The sequence below is a fragment of the Streptomyces capparidis genome, from assembly GCF_054782095.1.
Genome location: NZ_BAAGTD010000016.1, coordinates 1 through 17,667 on the forward strand (window position 1 = coordinate 1; position 17,667 = coordinate 17,667).

Below are 17,667 nucleotides of genomic sequence, written 5' to 3' on the forward strand. Positions count from 1 at the left end.
AATCCACACCGAACCCAGAAGGCCCTCACCCGTTCAAGCACCCAGCCCGCGTGTCACCAACGTCCCGGGACAGCACATCTAGGGCCTGTCGTCGGATCCCCGTCTGCCCCGCGGGCGACGACGGGGATCCGACGACCGGCCCCGGGGGCGCCCTCCGGCCGGGCCCGCGCCCGGCGGCGGCCGGGCATCGTCTAGCATCGCCGCCATGTCAGCTTCCGCATTCGCCGCCTGCTGCGCCGCGGTGACCGACCGGGTCCTCGGGTCCTGGTCGGTCACCGCCAGGCCGCGCGGTCAGCGCCACGCCCTGGTCCGCCGGGGCGCGTCCGGCGCCTGACCCGGTCTCAGCCGCTCCGCGTCCTTCGCACCGACCCAGGGCCCGCCCGCTGTCCCTTTTTCTCCGGACGGCCGCGGGTGCCTTCGGCCTGCCCTCGCACACGCCCGCGCGGTGTGTGCCGCGCCCGCCTGCCCCGCGCCGTCCCTCAGCGGAACAGGACCTCCCACGTGGCGCGACGACGCGTTGTGCACCCCGGCCCCCGCCTGCCCCAGCCCCCGCACCCGCCCGCGCCGGCCCGCCCGGCGCCCCGCAGCAGGAGGGCCGAGCTCTCCCAGAACTTCCTGCGCGACCCCCGCACCATCGACCGGGTGGTGCGGGCCGCCCGGCTCGACCCCGGCGACCTGGTGCTCGAGCCCGGGGCGGGCGAGGGCCGTCTGACCCGGGCGCTGGCCCTGCGCTGCCGCCGAGTGACGGCCTACGAGATCGACCCGCGCCTGGCCGCCGCCCTGGCCGAGCGCTTCCGCGGCGAGCGGCGCGTGGGCGTGGTGCCCGGCGACTTCCTGGCCGCGCGCCCGCCCCGCGAGCCGTTCGCCGTCGTCGGCAACATCCCCTTCTCCGCCACCGCGGACATCGTCGCCTGGTGCCTGGCCGCGCCCGGGCTGACCGCGGCCACCCTGATCACCCAGTGGGAGTACGCGCGCAAGCGCACCGGCGGCCACGGGCGGTGGAGCAGGCTCACCGTGCGCACCTGGCCGCGGTTCGGCTGGCACCTGGCCGGCCGGATCGACCGCGGCCTGTTCCGCCCGGTGCCCCGGGTGGACGCCGCGGTGCTGCGGATCGAGCGCCGCCGCGTCCCCCTGCTGGACGCCGGGCTGCTGCCCGCCTGGGAAGCGCTCGTGGACCTGGGCTTCACCGGGGTGGGCGGCAGCCTGTACGCCTCCCTGCGGCAGCGCCACCCCGGCCGGAAGCTGGCGGCGGCCTTCGCGCGGGCGGGCGTCCCGCGGGACACCGTGGTCGCGTTCGTCACCCCCGGGCAGTGGCTCGGGATCTTCACGGCCCTGCACGGCGGGGCCGCGGACGGGCGGGGAGGCGGCCGTGGGTGACCGCGCGGCGGGGCGCGGGCGGCCCGGCGGGAACGCGTGCGCGGCGGCAGGCATAGCGGCGGGGGCGCCGAGGCGTCTGAGGGAGTGTCCAGCGTTTCGGTTCGGGAAGGTGCGGATGAACACCGAGGACCAGCAGTCCTTCCGGGAATTCGTGTCGGCGCGGTCGCCGGCCCTGCTCAGGCTCGCGGTCCTGCTCGCGGGCGGCGACGTGCACGCGGGCGAGGACCTGCTGCAAACGGCGCTGATGAAGGCGGCGGGCCGCTGGCACCGCGTGGAGGACCCGGAGGCGTATGTGCGCCAGGTGCTCTACCGGCAGCAGATCAGCCGCTGGCGGCTGCGCCGGCCGCACCGGGAGGCCCCCGTGGCGGAGCCGCCCGAGCGGCCCGCCGCCGCCGACGGACCCGGCGCGGTGGACACCCGGCTCCTGGTACGGGCCGCGCTGGCCCGGCTCACCGCCCGGCAGCGCGCCGTCCTGGTCCTGCGCTACTTCGAGGACCTGCCGGAGGCCGAGGTGGCGTCCGTCCTGGGCTGCTCGGTGGGGACGGTGCGCAGCACCACCCACCGCGCCCTGGAGAAGCTGCGCCGGCTCGCGCCCGAACTCGACATCCCCGTGGCCCCGCGCCGCGTTCCTACGGAGGTTCCCCTGTGAACGGCGTATCCCCCGAGAACCCCGCGCCCGGCGCGGAACTCGACGGCCTGCTGCGCCAGGCGCTGCACGAGTGGCCGCTGGACGGCGTCCGGCCGGAGCCCGACCTGGCCGGGCGGGTGCTGCGGGCGACCGCGCGCAGGCGCCGCGCCCGCTCCCTGGCCGTGGCCGGCGCCGCCGCGGCGGTGGTGCTCACCGCCGCGGCCGTGCCCGCGCTCGACCTCGGCGGCGACGGGCACCGCGGCGCGGGCCCGGCCGCCGAGCGGGTGCTGGCCCGCGCGGACGAGTCCCCGCCCGCGGGCCTTGTGGCGGCGGGCGAGGTGGCGATGTCGGCGTACCACACCTGGCGCTGGGAGAAGCGGGCGGACGGCGACAAGGTGCGGGTGCGCACCTGGTGGCTGCACGACCCGCAGGAGCGGCGGTACGCGCGGACGCCGTGGGCGCACCTCGACGTGGCGCCCGGGATGCGCACCGCGGCCGTGCTGGAGAAGGTGCCGGACCGGCGGGTGGGCATCGTGGACCTGGCGACGGGGAAGGTCACCCGCTGGATCCCGGTGGACCGCCCGGCCGGGGGTCTGGCCTGGTCGCCCGACGGCACCCGCCTGGCCGTGACCACCTACTCGGGGAACCCGGACGGCACCCGCGGCAGGTTCCGGACCGGCTACTACGTGCTGGACGCGGCCACCGGCGAGGGCCCCTGGCGCGCCCTGCCCCCGCAGGAGGGCCCCGTGTCCGGCCCCCGCCAGGACATCGGCTGGAGCCGGGACGGCTCACTGGTCCACGACCGCCGGCCGGTCGCCCCGTACCGGGACTTCTACGACATGGCGGGCAAGCGGGTACCGGCGCCCCCGAACGAGGCGTACAACGACTGGACGGCGGGCCCGTCCCCGGACGGCAGCCTCACCACGGAGCCGCCCCTCCCGCCGGACCCGCGGGGCACGGCGACCGCGCCCGCGTCGGGGAAGGGGGGCGGCGTCGACCCGAACGCGCCGTCCACCACCATCCTGGAGGGCCATGTGGTGGGCTCCGGCGGCGAGCCCGTCGAGGACCCGGCCCCCCACCCGATCGCCCACGTCTACGACACCGCGACCGGCGAGCGGGTGGGCTCCCAGCGGGTGCAGCGGCAACTGGTCTGGGCGGACGACGAGCACCTGATCGCCTGGACGTGCGACCTCGCGGACTGCGCCGGGAAGAAGGAGTTCCGCAACCGCCTGGTGCTGGTGGACGTCACCGGCCGGGAGGTCGTCCCCCTCACCGGCTTCCGCGAGAACAGCCAGGAGCCGGGCGCCTGGGTGCCGCTGTTCACCCGGCGCTGACCCGCCCGCCCCGGGGGCGGGCGGCACCGGCGCGGCTCCGCGCCCGCGGCCCGCCCGCACCCCACCGCTCCCCCGCCCGCCGGGCCCATATCCGCTTGGGTCCGGCGGGCGGGGCGCTTACCCTGCCCGCATGACCGACAACGCGGCCCCCGGGCTCGTCGCCGTCCTCACCGGTGCCGGGGTGAGCACCGACAGCGGGGTGCCCGACTACCGGGGCCCCAACGGGGTGTGGCGGCGCAACCCGGGCGCCGAGCGCCTGGTGACCTACCAGGACTACATGGCCGACCCGCAGGTGCGCCGCCGCTCCTGGCTGATGCGCCGGGACAGCCCGGTGTGGGGCGCCGAGCCGAACGCCGCGCACCGCGCCCTGGTGGACCTGGAGCGCTCCGGGGTGCCGCTGCGCATCATCACGCAGAACATCGACGGCCTGCACCAGAAGGCCGGCTCCACCCCGCGCAAGGTGCTGGAGCTGCACGGCACCGTGCACGCCGTGCTGTGCGTCTCCTGCGGCGACCGCACCCCCATGGCGGAGGCGCTGGCCCGGGTGGAGGCCGGTGAGGCCGACCCGCCGTGCCTGCGCTGCGGCGGGGTGCTGAAGTCCGCCACGGTGATGTTCGGGCAGTCGCTCGACCCGGAGGTGCTCGGCGAGGGGGCGCGGATCGCCCAGGTGTGCGACCTGTTCCTGGCGGTCGGCACCTCCCTCCAGGTGGAGCCCGCGGCGTCGCTGTGCCGGGTGGCGGCGGAGTCCGGCGCCCGCCTCGTCATCGTCAACGCCGACCCCACCCCGTACGACGCGATCGCGGACGAGGTGGTCCGGGAGCCGATCGGCACGGCGCTGCCCGCGATCGCGGCCCGGCTGCGGGCCGCTACGGGGCGGTGACCAGCCGGGAGGCGGCGCGCAGGCCCGGGGCGCGCTCGCGCAGCCGCTCCAGCAGCTCCTCCCCGGCCGCGTGCAGACCGTCCGGCGGCATCGGTTCCAGGCGCTCCAGCAGGAACAGGCCGCGGGTGGTGCCCTCGGTGATGCGGGTGCGCACGCACTGGCGGTGGTTCCAGCGGCGGCAGGTCACGCCCGTGTCGTCGCGCCAGACGACCTCGCCGGGCTCGGGCCGCTCCACCACGGGCTCGCCGCCCGCCGCGGTGTCGAACGGCTCGTCGCCCGCGGCCCGCACCAGCCGGGGCGGGCCCTGGTAGCGGTCCAGGTCCTCCCCGCCGACGGGCAGCCGGTGCGCCACGGACACCGCGTTGTAGACGTCCACGAGCAGGTTGACCTCGGGCAGCCCGGCGGCGGCGCGGCGGATCAGGGCCTCGGCGCTGTTGCGGGTGCGGCCCGGCTTGGCGCCGAACGCGGTGTACGCCTCGCGCCAGGCCGCGATGTGCGGGTGGGCGGGGGCGTCCAGACCGTCGGCGGTGGCGGCGGCCTCCTTCAGCAGCGCGCGGGACCAGTCGTCGGTGGGGCCGCAGGGCAGGCCTTCGGCGGCGATCACCAGCACGGCGAAGTCGGGCCGCAGCGCGTGGACCGCCTCGTCCACGCGTACCGCCCGCACGATGTCGTCCAGGTCCACAGCCCCTCCTCGCTCCGCCGGTCGTTCGAATGAACGCGACGGTACCATGAACCGACCGGGCGGCGACGGGCCGCTACCGTGGCCCCCACCCACCCGCGGAAGGACCGCCCATGGACGACCGGGCCGTGATGGAGGCCGTGGCCGAGCGGCTGCGCGCGCTGCGCCGGGAACGCGGTTGGAGCATGGACGCCCTCTCCGCACGGGCCAGGGTCAGCAAGGGCGTCCTGGTGGCGATCGAGAACGGCCGCTCCAACCCGAACCTGGCCACGCTCGTCCGGCTCTGCGACGCCTTCACCGTGCCGCTGACCGACCTGCTCGCCCCGCCCGCCGCGCCGTCGCTGGAGGCCGCGCCGCCCGCCGCGCAGTCGGTGATGTGGAAGGGCCCGGGGGGCGGCACCGGCACGCTGCTCACCGGGGCGGCGCAGCCCGTCGGCGCGGAGCTGTGGCACTGGCGGCTGGCCCCCGGCGAGGAGCACACCAGCGAGGCGCACGTGACCGGCACGGTGGAGCTGCTGCACGTGCTGAGCGGCACCCTCACCGTCACCGTGGGCGGCGAGGAGGCCGTGCTGCCGCCGGGGCACGCCCTGCGGATGGCGGGGGACCGCCCGCACGCCTACGCCAACCGGGGCACGGCCCCCGTGGAGTACACGGGCGCCGTGCTGGTGCCGCGCGCCTGAGGGGCCGGGCAGCCCGGGGCCGGGGGCGGGGGACGCGCCGGTCGCGCGTGGCCCTAGCATTCACCCCGGACCGTCCGCCGACCGCGGTGCGGACCGCTGACGCCCGCGCGATCACAAGGACACGAGCACCCGGAAAATGGACTGGTTTCAATCCTTCGTCCTGGGCATGGTTCAGGGCTTGACCGAGTTCCTCCCCATCTCCTCCAGCGGCCACCTGCGCATAGTCGCCGCGCTCTCCGGGTGGGACGACCCCGGAGCGGCGTTCACCGCGATCACCCAGATCGGCACCGAGACCGCGGTGCTCATCTACTTCAGGAAGGACATCGTGCGGGTCGTCAGCACCTGGTTCCGCTCCCTGAGCGACAAGGCGCTGCGCAAGGACCCCGACGCCCGGATGGGCTGGCTCGTCATCGTCGGCAGCATCCCCATCGGGGTGCTGGGCGTCACGCTCAAGGACCAGATCGAGGGCCCGTTCCGCGATCTGCGGCTGATCGCCACCACCCTGATCGTGCTCGGACTCATCCTCGGCCTGGCCGACTGGCGGGCCGGGCTCGACGAGAAGGGCGGCCGCCACCGCGCGCCCGTCCAGCGCAAGGAGCTGAGCGACCTCACCGTCAAGGACGGCCTGATCTACGGCTGCTGCCAGGCGATGGCCCTGATCCCGGGCGTGTCCCGCTCCGGCGCCACCATCAGCGGCGGCCTGTTCCTCGGCTACACCCGCGAGGCCGCGGCCCGCTACTCGTTCCTGCTGGCCATCCCCGCCGTGCTCGCCTCCGGCGCGTACGAGACCACGCACATCGCGGACGAGCCCAACATCCCGTGGGCGCAGATCATCTTCGCCACGGTCGTGGCGTTCGTCGTCGGCTACGCCGTCATCGCGTGGCTGATGAAGTTCATCACCACCCACTCCTTCATGCCGTTCGTGATCTACCGGATAGCGCTGGGCATCCTGCTGTTCGTACTGGTCGGCATGGGCACCCTGGACCCGGAGGCGGGCGACAGCGTCAGTTGACGCCCCGCCGCACCGCCCCCGCCACCGGCCCGTCCACGGACGGGCCGGTTCGCGTCTGCGGCTCCCGCCCGCGGGGAAGGCATGCCTGCATGGCTGACGAAGCGGACCTGCGGATGCTGCGGGTGGCGGTCGAGGAGGCGCGGGCGGGCCTGGCCGAGGGCGGCGTCCCCATCGGGGCCGCGCTGTACGGCCCGGACCGGGCGACCCTGCTCGGCCGCGGCCGCAACCGCCGGGTGCAGGACGGCGACCCGTCCGCGCACGCGGAGACGGCCGCGTTCCGCGCGGCGGGACGCCGACGCGCCTACCGCGGCACCACCATGGCGACGACCCTCTCCCCGTGCTGGTACTGCTGCGGCCTGGTCCGCCAGTTCGGCATCTCCCGGGTCGTCATCGGGGAGGACCGCACCTTCCGGGGCGGCCAGGAGTGGCTGGCCGGGCACGGCATGGAGATCGTCGTCCTCGACGACCCCGAGTGCGCCGCGCTGATGGCGGACTTCGTCAGGGACCGGCCCGACCTGTGGCACGAGGACATCGGCACCTGACCACCGGCGCGGGCCGCCCGCCTCATCCCCGCGGCCAGTCCCGGTACCGGATCCGCGCCAGCTCCAGCACTTCCCCCAGCACCCCCCACTCGTTCTTCCCCAGCCGGGACAGCGGCCGCAGCCGCCGCACCTCCGGATGCCCGTCCACGAGCACGTCCTCGCTCACCACCGCGTGCACGACCCGCCCGAACACCACCGTGGAGTTCCCGAGCCCCAGCGTGCTGTGCACCCGGCACTCCAACGCCACCGGCGAGGCCGCCACCCGCGGCGGCGCCACCTTGGCACTGGCCTCCCGCTCGATCCCCACCGCCTCGAACTCGCTCACCTCCGCCGGGAAGTCCGTCGCCGTCGCATTGATCTGCTCCAGCAGCCCCTCCGGCGCGAAGTTCACCACGAACTCCCCCGTGGCCTCGGCATTGACCAGACTGTCCTTGCGCCCGACGGAGGTGAACTGCACGATCGGCGGGCTGGTGCAGGAGACGGAGAAGAAGGAGTGCGGCGCCAGATTGGCCACCCCCTCCCCCGAAACCGTCGACACCCACGCGATCGGCCGTGGCACGACCACGGCCGTCAGCAGCTTGTAGAAGGACGAGGCGTCCATGGTCTCGGGATCGAAGTCAACGCGCATGCGAGCCAGTATCCCGGCGGGGGGACCGCGGTCCCCAAGAGGGCGGTATGTGAGCCGGTGATCGATCTGTCATCGTGGGAACATGTGAGACTGTCGGGTCCGAGCTGATCAGCGGGTTCGATGGTGTCGGAGTGTGCGCTACCAGTCCCGTGCAGGCTGCCGGTGGGAGACGCTCACCGCCGAACGACTCACTCACTGCCCTCCGGGGCCAAGGGCCGTCGCGTGTGCCTCCAGGGCGGTGGCGATCACCCTCGCGGTGGCCTTGTGTGTCACCTGGGCGGCGAGGCGGTCCAGTTCGGCCAGCGCGGGCTCACTGTCGACCCGGCCCAGGGCGAAAGCGCCCGCATGCGCCACCTTCGCACTGCGCGGGCCCCGCCCGGGCACCTTCTTCAGCGAGGTCTCCACCAACGCCGCAAGCGCACTAACTGCGTCGGAATGCGGTGGCAGCAGCGACAGCAGCCAGGCAAGGCCACGCAGCGCGAGGGCGTTGTACGGGTCGAAGACCTCGTTGAAGTGCCGGTCCTGGCAGAAAACGGGTTTCACACGGAAGGTACGCGGAACGCCCACCAGAGCGAGCCAGGACACCACCTTCTCCCGCACCAGCTCAGGGCCTAGCGGCTCGACGAGCTGCCGAGCCAGCCTGTCCCACTTCGCGCTGGGCTTGGCGGACGTGGCGGTGAGGGCGTGCGCGAGCAGCGCCCGCCACGGGTCGTCGGGACCGGGCCCCACCTGCTCCATGGCGCGCTCGGCCCACTTCTCACCCACGTTCAGCACCGGGTCGGTGGGTTTCTCACCAGCGCGGCCGAGTGGTGCGGTCGGGAAGCCGTACTCCATGCCACTGCGCCGGAAGGCGGCGATGGCAGCCGGCGTGAGGGAACGGCCGGCGGCCAGCTCCGCCTCCACCAGAACCGAAAAATGCTCCCCGTACCAGAAGGAGTGGCATTCGCCGAGGTCGTCGAGCACCGCGATGCGCTCGGCGGACAGTGGGTCCTCGGGGAGATCCGCCGCGAGGATCCCGGCCAGAAGCAGTGTCCGAGCCCGAAACTCGGAGACTTCCTCGAGGCGGTGGTAACGCTCGACCAGGAAACGGGCGAGGCTGCGACGACGCTCTTGAGGAAGATCACGCATTTGGTACAGAAGCTGCTCCGACCAGCCGACGCCCTGATAGCCGCTGTCGGTGACTCCCATGGCGTTGAGAGTCATGTCCGCGAGCTCGATGTCACCCGCGGCGATGTGGTGGGCGGCACTTTCCATCTCGCTCAACCCCCCACCGACGAGAGCAGCTTCAGGGATGACACCTCGCCGGTGTCGGGCTGGGCCAGGGCCCGGAACACCTCGGTCGGCCGCTCTTCGGCGATGTCCAGTTCCCAGGCGTCGGAGCGGCCACCTCTGGTCGTCTCGTCGACGAAAGTCATCCTTCTCATGCCGACCGACACTAGGGGACCTCTCCGACATCGGACTCAGCCGGCGGGCCGAGGCGGGGCTCGCGCTCCGGCTGAGGGGGCGGTATACGAGTGGGTGGGTGATTTGCCATCACCTGAACGTGTGGGGCTTGCGGCATTTCAGGTGGTCGGCGAGCTCTGGCGTGCTGAGCTGAACGCCGTGGGCGAGCGCAAGCCCGTGATCGTCGCATGGAAGGCCGCACATCCCTCGGTCAGTGGCCGCCAGGGCATTGCAGCATGCGGTCGAAGGCGCCGCCGGCCGTCCACCGGCGCAACCGGGTGTGCCGACTCGCCCGGCGTTCCACATCGTGCAGTCGTCCAGCCGTGGACGGCCCGTACCGGCCCTGGACAGCAGCGGCCGCACGAACTCCCACCCGGCATCGGTCAACTCATGGCGACGGATCACCCCTGGCCGCCTTCTCGCTCTCCCTGGCAGCCCGTTCCTCCGCACGCCTGCGTATGACAGCAACAACCGCGCACGTCGAGCGGCTGATGGCACCCCTGACGGCCATCCCTCCCACTCAGACGGCGTAGGGGTGCGTTCCTGGCTCGGTCCGAGCCGGCGTCCCCTCAGCCCGCGTCGCTCCCCGCCACCGCCAGGGACGGCTGGTCCCGGAGTCCTGTCGGGTGCGGGGAGCGACGGGGCGGATCAGCGGAGTCCGGCGAAGAGGTCGTTCTCGGGTACGGCCGCGCCGGTGGGGTCCTGGACACGTTGGAAGGTCTCCATGCCCATCAACTCGCCGAACCTCTCCTTGCCCATCTTGAGGAAGAAGATGTTCTCGCCCTGACTGGCGTGCGCGGCCAACGCGTCGAACTTCTGACCGCTGAACGCGGTGGTGTCCACCCAGGTGGTGATCTCGTCGTCGGGGAGGCCGATCTCGGCCAACGCGGCGGCCTCGGCAGGATCCGGCTCCGGCATGTCCTCATGGAACTCGCGCATGATCTCGCCGAACCGCTGCATCATCGAGCGGGGCATCGTGGTCCAGTACACCTTCGGTGTCAGCGCGGTCATCTCCAGCGCCGCCATGGTGATGCGGTTGGCCTGGATGTGGTCGGGGTGGCCGTAGAAGCCGTTCTCGTCGTAGGTGACGACCACATCGGGTCGGTAGTGCCGCATGAGTTCCGCGAGTCGGGCCGCGCCTTCCTGCACGGGGGTCTGCCAGAAGGATCCGGGGGCGTCGTTGCTCGGCCAGCCCGCCATCCCCGAGTCGGCATAGTCCAGCATCTCCAGGTCGCTGACCTTCAGGACCTCACAGCTCGCCTCGAGTTCCTGACGGCGCATCAAGGCGACCGTCGCGGGATCGTGCCCAGGGTCGCCCGGCTTGACGCCGCCCGGTCCGTCACCGCAACCGCCGTCGGTACACGTCACGAGAACCGTGCGGATGCCCTCCGCCGCGTACCGCGCGAGGACTCCTCCGGTGCCGGTGGCCTCGTCGTCGGGGTGGGCGTGTACTGCCATCAGCGTCAAGGGCCGGTCGGTCATGGAACAGTCCTCCTGCAAAAATACGTCTTGGTCCGAGTGCTCGGCGGGCATACCGCCATCCTGGGGCCCGGATCCTGGTGCGGCGGACGACCTTGTGGTCTCCGTGTCCCCCGCCCGTGCGACGCCGGTCCCTCGGACGATGCAACCGTGCTCCCGGACCGGCTGTTCCCCGACGCGGCCGCTTGGCCTTCCAGTGGGCCGCCTCCGGCTTGAACCGTGGCCCGCCGCTCGGCACCGTCGGTGCCGAGCGGCGGGCCACGGCGCTGGAAGGGAGGTCAGCCGGTCGTGGCGCCGACGTCGAGGTGGTCGACGTTGGGCAGCCCGGCTGCCGTGGTGGGATCCAGCCGGATGGTGTTGCTGCCGGCGTTCAGCGGGACGGTCGTGGTCTTGGTCGACCACGTCGTCCACGCACCGGTGGACTCGAACGAGACCGTCGCCACCGTGGATCCGTTGACGACCAGGTTCGCCGGCCTGGCGCTGCCGGTGCCGTTGGCGAATCGGACTCCCAGTGTCGCCGGTCCGGCGGCCGCCGAGGTCACCGTGAACTGCGCGTAGGCTCCCGCGGCGGCATCGCCGTTGCAGAACCCGCTACCGGAGAAGCCGGCCTGATTGGAGTCGATCGTGCCCTGGCACACCGCCGGCGCGGTCTCCGCCTCGTAGCGCTGCCCCGACGGCGGGGGCGTGTCGACGGAGGTCTTCACGAGACCGAGGTCGTCGACGAAGAGGTGTCCGTTGTTGCTCGCCGCTCGGACGGTGACGGTCGCGGTCCCGGCGGACAGCGGGATGTCCGCGAGCTCACGACGAGTCCAGCCGCTCGATGCCGGGACGTTGAGCGTGCGCGCGGTGCCGGCGGCGTCGGTGACCGTCACCTGGGCGGCGCTGAGCGAGCCGGAGGTCCTGGCGAAGAGGGACAGCCGGTAGGTGCCGGCCGGTACGGTGATCTGCTGCCGGACGCCACCGGCGTAGGACTGTCCGGCGCCGATCTGCAACGCGAAGCGGGACCCGTTCGCGCCGCCGTTGACGTTGGTCACGATCGAGCTCGGTCCCGACTCACGGAAGTTGGTCCAACCCCGCACCTGGGGGACGATGACGCGGTCGGCCTGGAAGTTGGGGTTGAGCACGTAGTTGTTCGCCGGCCCGACACGCCACTCTCCGGTCGTGGCGTTGAACTGCCACTGGCTCACCGAGTGGAACTGCGGCCTCGCGCCGGTCTTGGTCACCGGCATCCACTGGTTGTACCCGATGCCGTTCCAGGCGAAGTCGGCCCAGCGGTCGCCGGCGAAGATCACCGTGTTCTGCTTGGTGCCCTTGACTGTCACGAAGAACCCGGTCTGGGTCACGTGGCTGTAGTCCATCTCGGTGCCGGCAAGCGTGTACTCGCCGGTGTAGGAACCCTGGATGTTGCTGCTGGTCGACTCCAGGACATGCGCGACCGAGGAATTCCAGCCGTGCAGGTCCGACGCCGCGTGATAGTACTTGCCGTCGAGTTTGAACATGGCGTTGCCCTCGCGGCCGGCGGAGTTGTAGCCGATCTGCACGCCGGGCTCCGCCCGCAGCGAGTCCGACTCCCTGAGCTTGCTGACGAAGGCGCGAGAGCGCCCTTCGCGGTTGGAGAAGATCAGGTAGTCCTTTCCGTCGTCGTCGGTGAAGACGGTCTGGTCCCCGGTGCCGGTGGTCGGCGAGTTGGTGATCTGGGTCTGGAAGTAGCCGTAGTCGAAGGTGTCGGTGGGCGAGTCGCCCTGGAGGAACAGAACCCCGTGCGCGCCTCCGACATAGGCCTGGGTGGCGAGCACGTACTTGCCGGTGTTCTCGTTGTACGAGACCCCGAGCCGCCCGACCCATCCTGCCTGACCGAGGGTGGCGCCGTTGTTGATCGGGGTCGAGCGCGTCGCGACGCGGTTTTCGAACTTCCAGTTCACCAGGTCCTTGGACGAGTACACGGGGATCGAGACGAAGCTGACGTCGCCGTCGTATTTCCTCGTCGGGTTGGCCCGGTAGAGTTCGGCGCCGGTGTAGTGCACGCCGTACCAGTAGTAGGTGTCGCCGAACTTGAAGACGCCGCCGCCCTGCGAATAGATGGGGTTGCCGCTGGTGTCGTTCCAGAAGGTGTTGTTCGTGATGGTCTGGAACGTGCCCTCGTCGGCCGCCTTCAGCTCGGCGGCGGCGGTCATCAGTGCCGTCTTCGCGGCGGCGACCTCCGACGTGCCGGCCGACCTGTCGGCGGCGACACGGGCCGCGGTGGTCAACGCCTTGGCGAAGGGTGCCCAGGAGTCAGCCGTGTACTTCTCCGGGGTGCGCGTGCGGTAGTCGGACACCAGGTACTCCAGGCCGCGGTCCACCACCGGCCCAGCAGCGGCCTCTTGGTCCCGGAGCTCCGCTGCCGGTCCTTGCGTTGCCGGTGCCTCCGCCGCGGCGGTGCTCGCCGAGAGCGGTGCCGCCAACGCCATGGACAGCAATGCGGCGGCCACCGCCTTCCAGTACTTCGGGACGACGCGCGATGGTTTCCTCAAGACGTCACCTTCCATCGTTCTCAAAGGCGCCGAGATCCGGCGCGCTTCCGCTGAAGGGCAGTCCCACGTCGGTGCCCCTGTCGATCAGGGCACTGTTCGCCGCGAGACGGAGGTGGGGCAGCACCGGCAGGCTCCCGTCGGCCTGGCGGGGCGCGTTCCAGCCGGACGTCGACACACTCTGGAACTGCGAGTTCGACAGGGGGACACCGAGGTTCCAGGAGTTGTACGCGGCGTTCGTGCCGGTCATGTAGGACGTCGGCGTTCCGGTGTAGGCGATGTTGTTGCGCAGGTTGCCCCGGCCGACGGCGGCGCCGCTGGAGTCGACTCCCCGCATGTTGAAGTTGGGGTTGTTTCCGTAGCCGGTGTTGTTGAAGAAGTCGTTGGCCACCGGGTGGTGGTTGGCGTAGAAGCCGGCCGCCTTGTTGAGGAACGCCACCGAGAGGCGGACGGTGTGCTTCGGCGCGTTGGCCTCGTAGTCGCCCCCGTAGCCGCCCGACTTGAAGCCGGCTCCGTTGCCGGAGGGGGTCGTCGTCCCCGGCACGTATCCGTTGCGCCAGGCCCACGAGTTCTCGATGATCACGGGCGAGTACGTGGAGATGAGGTCGAACCCGTCATCGGCGTTCCACCACGCGCGGCAACCCCGGAACACGTTCGCGGCGCGTCCGGCCGGCGTGTAGTGCGCGCCGAACCCGTCGGCGTTCTCGCCGGGCCCGTCATTGCTGCGCAGGTCGTAGTTGTCGTGCGCGTCCGAGTTGAGGACGAGGTTGCCACCGCCGCCGTTGATGAACAGGCCGGTTCCCATGTGGTGGTGGGTGTCGATCTGCTCGAAGATGTTGTTGCTGCCGGACACCCAGATCCCCCAGGACTCGGCGTTCTGGTTGTTGTTCTGGGGAACGCCCTTGACTTCCAGTCCCTTGAGATGGATCCAGCTTCCGGTGACGTCGAAGCCCTTGATACGGCAATTGTCCGTCATTCGCGAGAAGTCGAAGACCGGCTTCTCGCCCGGGTGGGCCCAGTACCGGATCAGGTTGCCCGAGCTGCCGCTCTTGTTGAGGGTGATCGCGTCGACTCTCGCGGACGGGCTCGAACAGGCGCTGTTCGCGCGGGTGTAGGCGTAGGTGCCACCCCGGAAGTAGACCGTGTCACCCGCTCCGGCGACGGCCTGCGCACGGGCGATCGACGCCCATGGGGCGGCCTGCGTACCCGCCGCGCCGTCATTCCCGTTCGGCGCGACGTAGTAGATGTTCCCGGCCGCCGCCGCATCGTTCGCGGACACCGAGCCGGCGGCCATCGGCATGGAGCCCGCCGTCACCACCGTGAACAGGATGACAGGGGTGATCGACTTCGCGATTCTCATGGCGTCGTCTCCCGGGGTGGATGATGACCGGCCCGCACCGAGCCGGGCGTACATCGCGCCGTCCGCCAGGTGGTCCGTCGGCGCGTGAGCGGTCGCGCGAGGTGCTCCGGTCATGCGCCGGAGCGGAACCCGTCGGCGATCCGCACGGCGACCTCGCCTTGGCCGTTGTTGAGACGAGGCCGCGGACGGACACGATGCGCGACGGGGAAGGTCGGGTATCGGCGCCCTACGTCCAAGGGTCCGTTAAAACGTTTACTATGAGCGGATGACATGATCGTGTCAAGATGGTGGGTTTGCCGCGCAGTACCCGCTGGCGGTGATCGTGCGGCGACCGCAGCCGTGAGTTCGAACCATGGATGCAAACGCTTTAACCAGGCTGCCTCGGTCGGTGGACCGCGCGCCCCGGCCGGGATCGCGGACAGGATCAGGCGCCGGTGGAACATCAGCCACCTGTGGGCGCGCTCCACGGCCCGGCGCGACGGCAGCGGGGGTGAATCCCCCGGTGCCGGAAGGGACGAGCACGTGGAGCCGCACCGTACGCGGGTCGGGGTGGGCGCCGCGGCGCGCAGGGCGTCGCGGTTTTCCGTGGGTGCGCTGCCGGGCCGGGTCGGGGGGACCGGCCCGGCAGCGGGCCGGGGTGGTGGGGTGTCAGGGCATCAGAGGTCGCGGCACTGGAGGGACTTGGGGCCGCGTACCGTGTTGGCCGATCCGTTGTTCACCGGGGGTCGGGGGTTTTCGCTGCATGTCAGTGGGCCGCTGATCGTGTTGCCGGCGATCACGTTCCACCAGTGCGTTCCCGTCACCGTCACGGGGCCGTTGAGCGTGTTCGGAGCACAGCCCAGTACCGGGTTGCCGATGGTCACCGAGGAGGTCCCGGACGACGTGACCGGGCCGGAGATCCGGCTGTCGCAGATCACCGCGGCCGCCGCGCCGTCGGCGCGCACCGGGCCGGAGATCGTCGCGCTGTCCGCCTGGAGTGAGGCGCCGGCGCGCACGGACACCGGGCCCGTCACCGTCGCTCCGGACAGGCAGGTCACGCCCTCGGTCACCGTCAGCGGGCCGGCGTGCCGGCCGGTGATCACCCGGTCGCAGTCGAGGCCGGGATGGGCCTCCACCACGTCGATCACCGCCGTCACCGGACCGTACTCGGTCGAGCCGTGGACCGTGAGCCGGCCAGCCGCGTCGGTGGCGTCGTCCGGTACCGGGTCCCAGGTCACCGGGACCGGGTCCGTGGAGCCGTCGGCCATGGTCAGCACCTGCACGGAACCCGGCAGCGCCACCTCGCCGCCGACGAGCGCGGACGCGTGGACGGTGTCCTCCACCAGGTGGGAGGCGCGGCTCTTGGTGAAGACGTCGATCGACGCGTTCGGCTCCCAGGTGCGCGTCATGCCCGGTACCGCGGTGAACATGGACTGCCATCTCGCGGGTTCCCACGCCAGCACGCCCAGGCCCTGGTTGTCCGGGATGTCGTTGGCGATCTCGAAGACGCGCTGGAGGGCGTCCGCCTGGCCCTGGACGGTGCGCGGGTACGTCGAGTTGGGCATCGGGGCCCCGCCGCCACCCGACGCCGGGTACGAGGTCTCGGCGATCTCGATCTTGTAGCCCGGGTGCGCCTCGGCCACGGCGTTGATGTTGCGTTCGTAGTGATCCGGCGATCCGTGCCACTCCGGGTAGTACGAGTGCGCGAGAACGTCCGGGTCGGCGCCCTTGGCCTTCACCCTGGTCAGGTACTGCTCCCAGAATTCGAGCGCCTTGTCGCCGCGGCCGGTGCCGATGGTGATGTGCGTCTCGACGTCGATGTCCTCGCCGTGGTCGGCCGACACGTCGCGGACCGCGCGGATCCCCGTCGCGGACAGCGTGGTGAACCGGTCCCACGCCTCCTCGTAGAGGCGCTTCTCCTCCGGGTCGTCGGAGCCCCAGTACTCCCAGAGCAGGCCGCCGCCGGGCCGCGACTGGTAGATCTCCGGCTGGTTGTGGAAGTACGCCGGAGCCGTGGTGCCGATCAGCGCGGCCTCGCTGCCGTACATGAAGCCATTGGTGACCTCGTTGCCGACCGCCACCTTGTCCGGCGTCGTGCCCTGCTCGATCAACTGCTCGACGTAGTCGTAGGTGTAGTCGTACACCGCCTGGTTCAGGTCGTCGAACTCCAACTGGGCCCACTTGCGCGGCTTCGGCTGCTTGGACGGGTCGGCCCACGAGTCCGCGTAGTGCAGGTCGACGCCCAGGCCCATGTCCCGCTCGGCCGCGATCCACTTGGCGACCTCGAGCGACCGCTCCGGGCCCTGGTACGGGACGGGCAGGACGCTGCCCGAGGACTCGCTGCGGGGCTCGTTGAAGATCCGCATCCGGACGTACTCGACGCCGCGGTCCTGGAGCACGTCGAGCAGGTGGGGACCCGCACCCGGGTCCTCCTCCTTCGGACTCACCCAGTAATCGCGGCCCTCGGCGACGTCGTTGTCCACCCAGGAGGCGTCGGCGCCGAGGACCAGGTCGTCACGGAGGTAGTTGTAGACGCTGAGCTCGCTGATTCCCACAGTCGCGCCGGGCGAGGCTCCCGTGAACGCCACCCGCACGAATCGGGTCCCCGGCCGGGTGAACAGGTCGACCGATCCGCGAGCGGGTTGGTGGTCGGCCGAGTGGTCGGCGATGACGTGCCAGCGTTCGCCGTCCGTGGACGACTCGATCACGTACTGGTAGACCGCCCCGGGGTCCGGGAGGACGACCTCGACCTTCCTGACGTTGTCGTAGGCGCCGCCCAGATCGAGAGTCAGCCACCGGTCCGCGGATGCGCCGTCCGCCACCCACGCGGTCCGGTCGTCCTGGTCGATGGCCAGGTCGGCGGTGGACGCCCCGCTGCCGGCGTCGACGCCGGCCCAGGGCTTCTCGCCGATGTCGCTCTCGATCGGCGAGATCTCGGCCTTGCCGAAGTACGCGGCGGCCGGGTCGGCCGGCCCGAGTGCCGCCAGGCCGCAAGCCACGGTGATGGCGGTGATGCCGCTGAGTACCGCGCGGGCGGGACATTTTCGCATGCTTGCCTGCTCCTCATCTCTGTCCATCCGGGTGGGCACCGTCGTGTTCCAGCGGGTCCTCCTGGCAGTTCGGCGGTCGGTGGGTG

General features: G+C 71.9%; 16 protein-coding genes. 8 read left to right on the plus strand and 8 right to left on the minus strand.

The features are described 5' to 3' along the window. The first annotated feature begins 205 nt into the window (after positions 1–205). From ACYVO2_RS15020 to ACYVO2_RS15040, 5 genes are all read left to right on the plus strand, one after another. Positions 206–334, plus strand: coding sequence for a hypothetical protein (locus ACYVO2_RS15020; RefSeq protein ID WP_461008285.1), 129 nt, complete (start codon positions 206–208; stop codon positions 332–334). 203 nt (positions 335–537) lie between these two features. Further along, positions 538–1,377 (plus strand): ErmE/ErmH/ErmO/ErmR family 23S rRNA (adenine(2058)-N(6))-methyltransferase, encoded by an 840-nt coding sequence (gene erm / locus ACYVO2_RS15025; protein WP_461008405.1) that lies wholly within the window; start codon positions 538–540, stop codon positions 1,375–1,377. A gap of 115 nt (positions 1,378–1,492) precedes the next feature. Next, entirely contained in the window at positions 1,493–2,026 is a 534-nt protein-coding gene (locus ACYVO2_RS15030; RefSeq protein ID WP_461008286.1) for a SigE family RNA polymerase sigma factor, read from the plus strand. After that, positions 2,023–3,339 (plus strand): hypothetical protein, encoded by a 1,317-nt coding sequence (locus ACYVO2_RS15035; RefSeq protein WP_461008287.1) that lies wholly within the window; start codon positions 2,023–2,025, stop codon positions 3,337–3,339. Before ACYVO2_RS15030 ends, ACYVO2_RS15035 begins: the two co-directional genes overlap by 4 nt. 130 nt (positions 3,340–3,469) lie before the next feature. After that, on the plus strand, positions 3,470–4,219 hold the full coding sequence (locus ACYVO2_RS15040; protein WP_461008288.1) for an SIR2 family NAD-dependent protein deacylase: 750 nt from the start codon (positions 3,470–3,472) through the stop codon (positions 4,217–4,219). Here ACYVO2_RS15040 and ACYVO2_RS15045 read toward each other — a convergent pair. Next, the gene (locus tag ACYVO2_RS15045; protein WP_461008406.1) at positions 4,206–4,886 is read right to left on the minus strand and encodes a B3/B4 domain-containing protein; all 681 of its coding nucleotides are present in this window, start codon (positions 4,884–4,886) and stop codon (positions 4,206–4,208) included. The genes ACYVO2_RS15040 and ACYVO2_RS15045 overlap by 14 nt on opposite strands. A 125-nt stretch (positions 4,887–5,011) precedes the next feature. On the opposite strand from ACYVO2_RS15045, the gene ACYVO2_RS15050 reads away from it, so the two are divergent. From ACYVO2_RS15050 to ACYVO2_RS15060, 3 genes are all read left to right on the plus strand, one after another. Beyond that, a complete protein-coding gene (locus ACYVO2_RS15050; protein ID WP_461008289.1) occupies positions 5,012–5,578 on the plus strand; it encodes a helix-turn-helix domain-containing protein in 567 nt (188 codons plus the stop codon). 136 nt (positions 5,579–5,714) lie between these two features. Then, positions 5,715–6,590: an undecaprenyl-diphosphate phosphatase gene (locus ACYVO2_RS15055; protein ID WP_461008290.1), complete on the plus strand. Its 876-nt coding sequence runs from the start codon at positions 5,715–5,717 to the stop codon at positions 6,588–6,590. An 89-nt stretch (positions 6,591–6,679) separates the two neighbouring features. Continuing rightward, complete coding sequence (locus ACYVO2_RS15060; RefSeq protein ID WP_461008291.1) at positions 6,680–7,132, plus strand: nucleoside deaminase; 453 nt, start codon at positions 6,680–6,682, stop codon at positions 7,130–7,132. A 22-nt stretch (positions 7,133–7,154) separates the two neighbouring features. On the opposite strand, the gene ACYVO2_RS15065 is transcribed toward ACYVO2_RS15060, so the two are convergent. From ACYVO2_RS15065 to ACYVO2_RS15095, 7 genes are all read right to left on the minus strand, one after another. After that, entirely contained in the window at positions 7,155–7,760 is a 606-nt protein-coding gene (locus ACYVO2_RS15065) for a flavin reductase family protein (RefSeq protein ID WP_461008292.1), read from the minus strand. Positions 7,761–7,952: 192 nt separating this feature from the next. Beyond that, a complete protein-coding gene (locus ACYVO2_RS15070) occupies positions 7,953–9,023 on the minus strand; it encodes a hypothetical protein (RefSeq protein WP_461008293.1) in 1,071 nt (356 codons plus the stop codon). After that, positions 9,020–9,184 (minus strand): hypothetical protein, encoded by a 165-nt coding sequence (locus ACYVO2_RS15075; RefSeq protein ID WP_461008294.1) that lies wholly within the window; start codon positions 9,182–9,184, stop codon positions 9,020–9,022. The genes ACYVO2_RS15070 and ACYVO2_RS15075 overlap by 4 nt, the downstream gene beginning before the upstream one ends. A gap of 667 nt (positions 9,185–9,851) precedes the next feature. Continuing rightward, entirely contained in the window at positions 9,852–10,685 is an 834-nt protein-coding gene (locus ACYVO2_RS15080) for a PIG-L family deacetylase (protein WP_461008407.1), read from the minus strand. 275 nt (positions 10,686–10,960) lie between these two features. After that, a complete protein-coding gene (locus ACYVO2_RS15085) occupies positions 10,961–13,027 on the minus strand; it encodes a family 43 glycosylhydrolase (RefSeq protein WP_461008408.1) in 2,067 nt (688 codons plus the stop codon). A gap of 172 nt (positions 13,028–13,199) precedes the next feature. Then, positions 13,200–14,666: a right-handed parallel beta-helix repeat-containing protein gene (locus tag ACYVO2_RS15090; protein ID WP_461008295.1), complete on the minus strand. Its 1,467-nt coding sequence runs from the start codon at positions 14,664–14,666 to the stop codon at positions 13,200–13,202. A 542-nt stretch (positions 14,667–15,208) separates the two neighbouring features. Then, the gene (locus ACYVO2_RS15095) at positions 15,209–17,581 is read right to left on the minus strand and encodes a glycosyl hydrolase 53 family protein (protein ID WP_461008296.1); all 2,373 of its coding nucleotides are present in this window, start codon (positions 17,579–17,581) and stop codon (positions 15,209–15,211) included. Between the last annotated feature and the right edge of the window lie 86 nt (positions 17,582–17,667).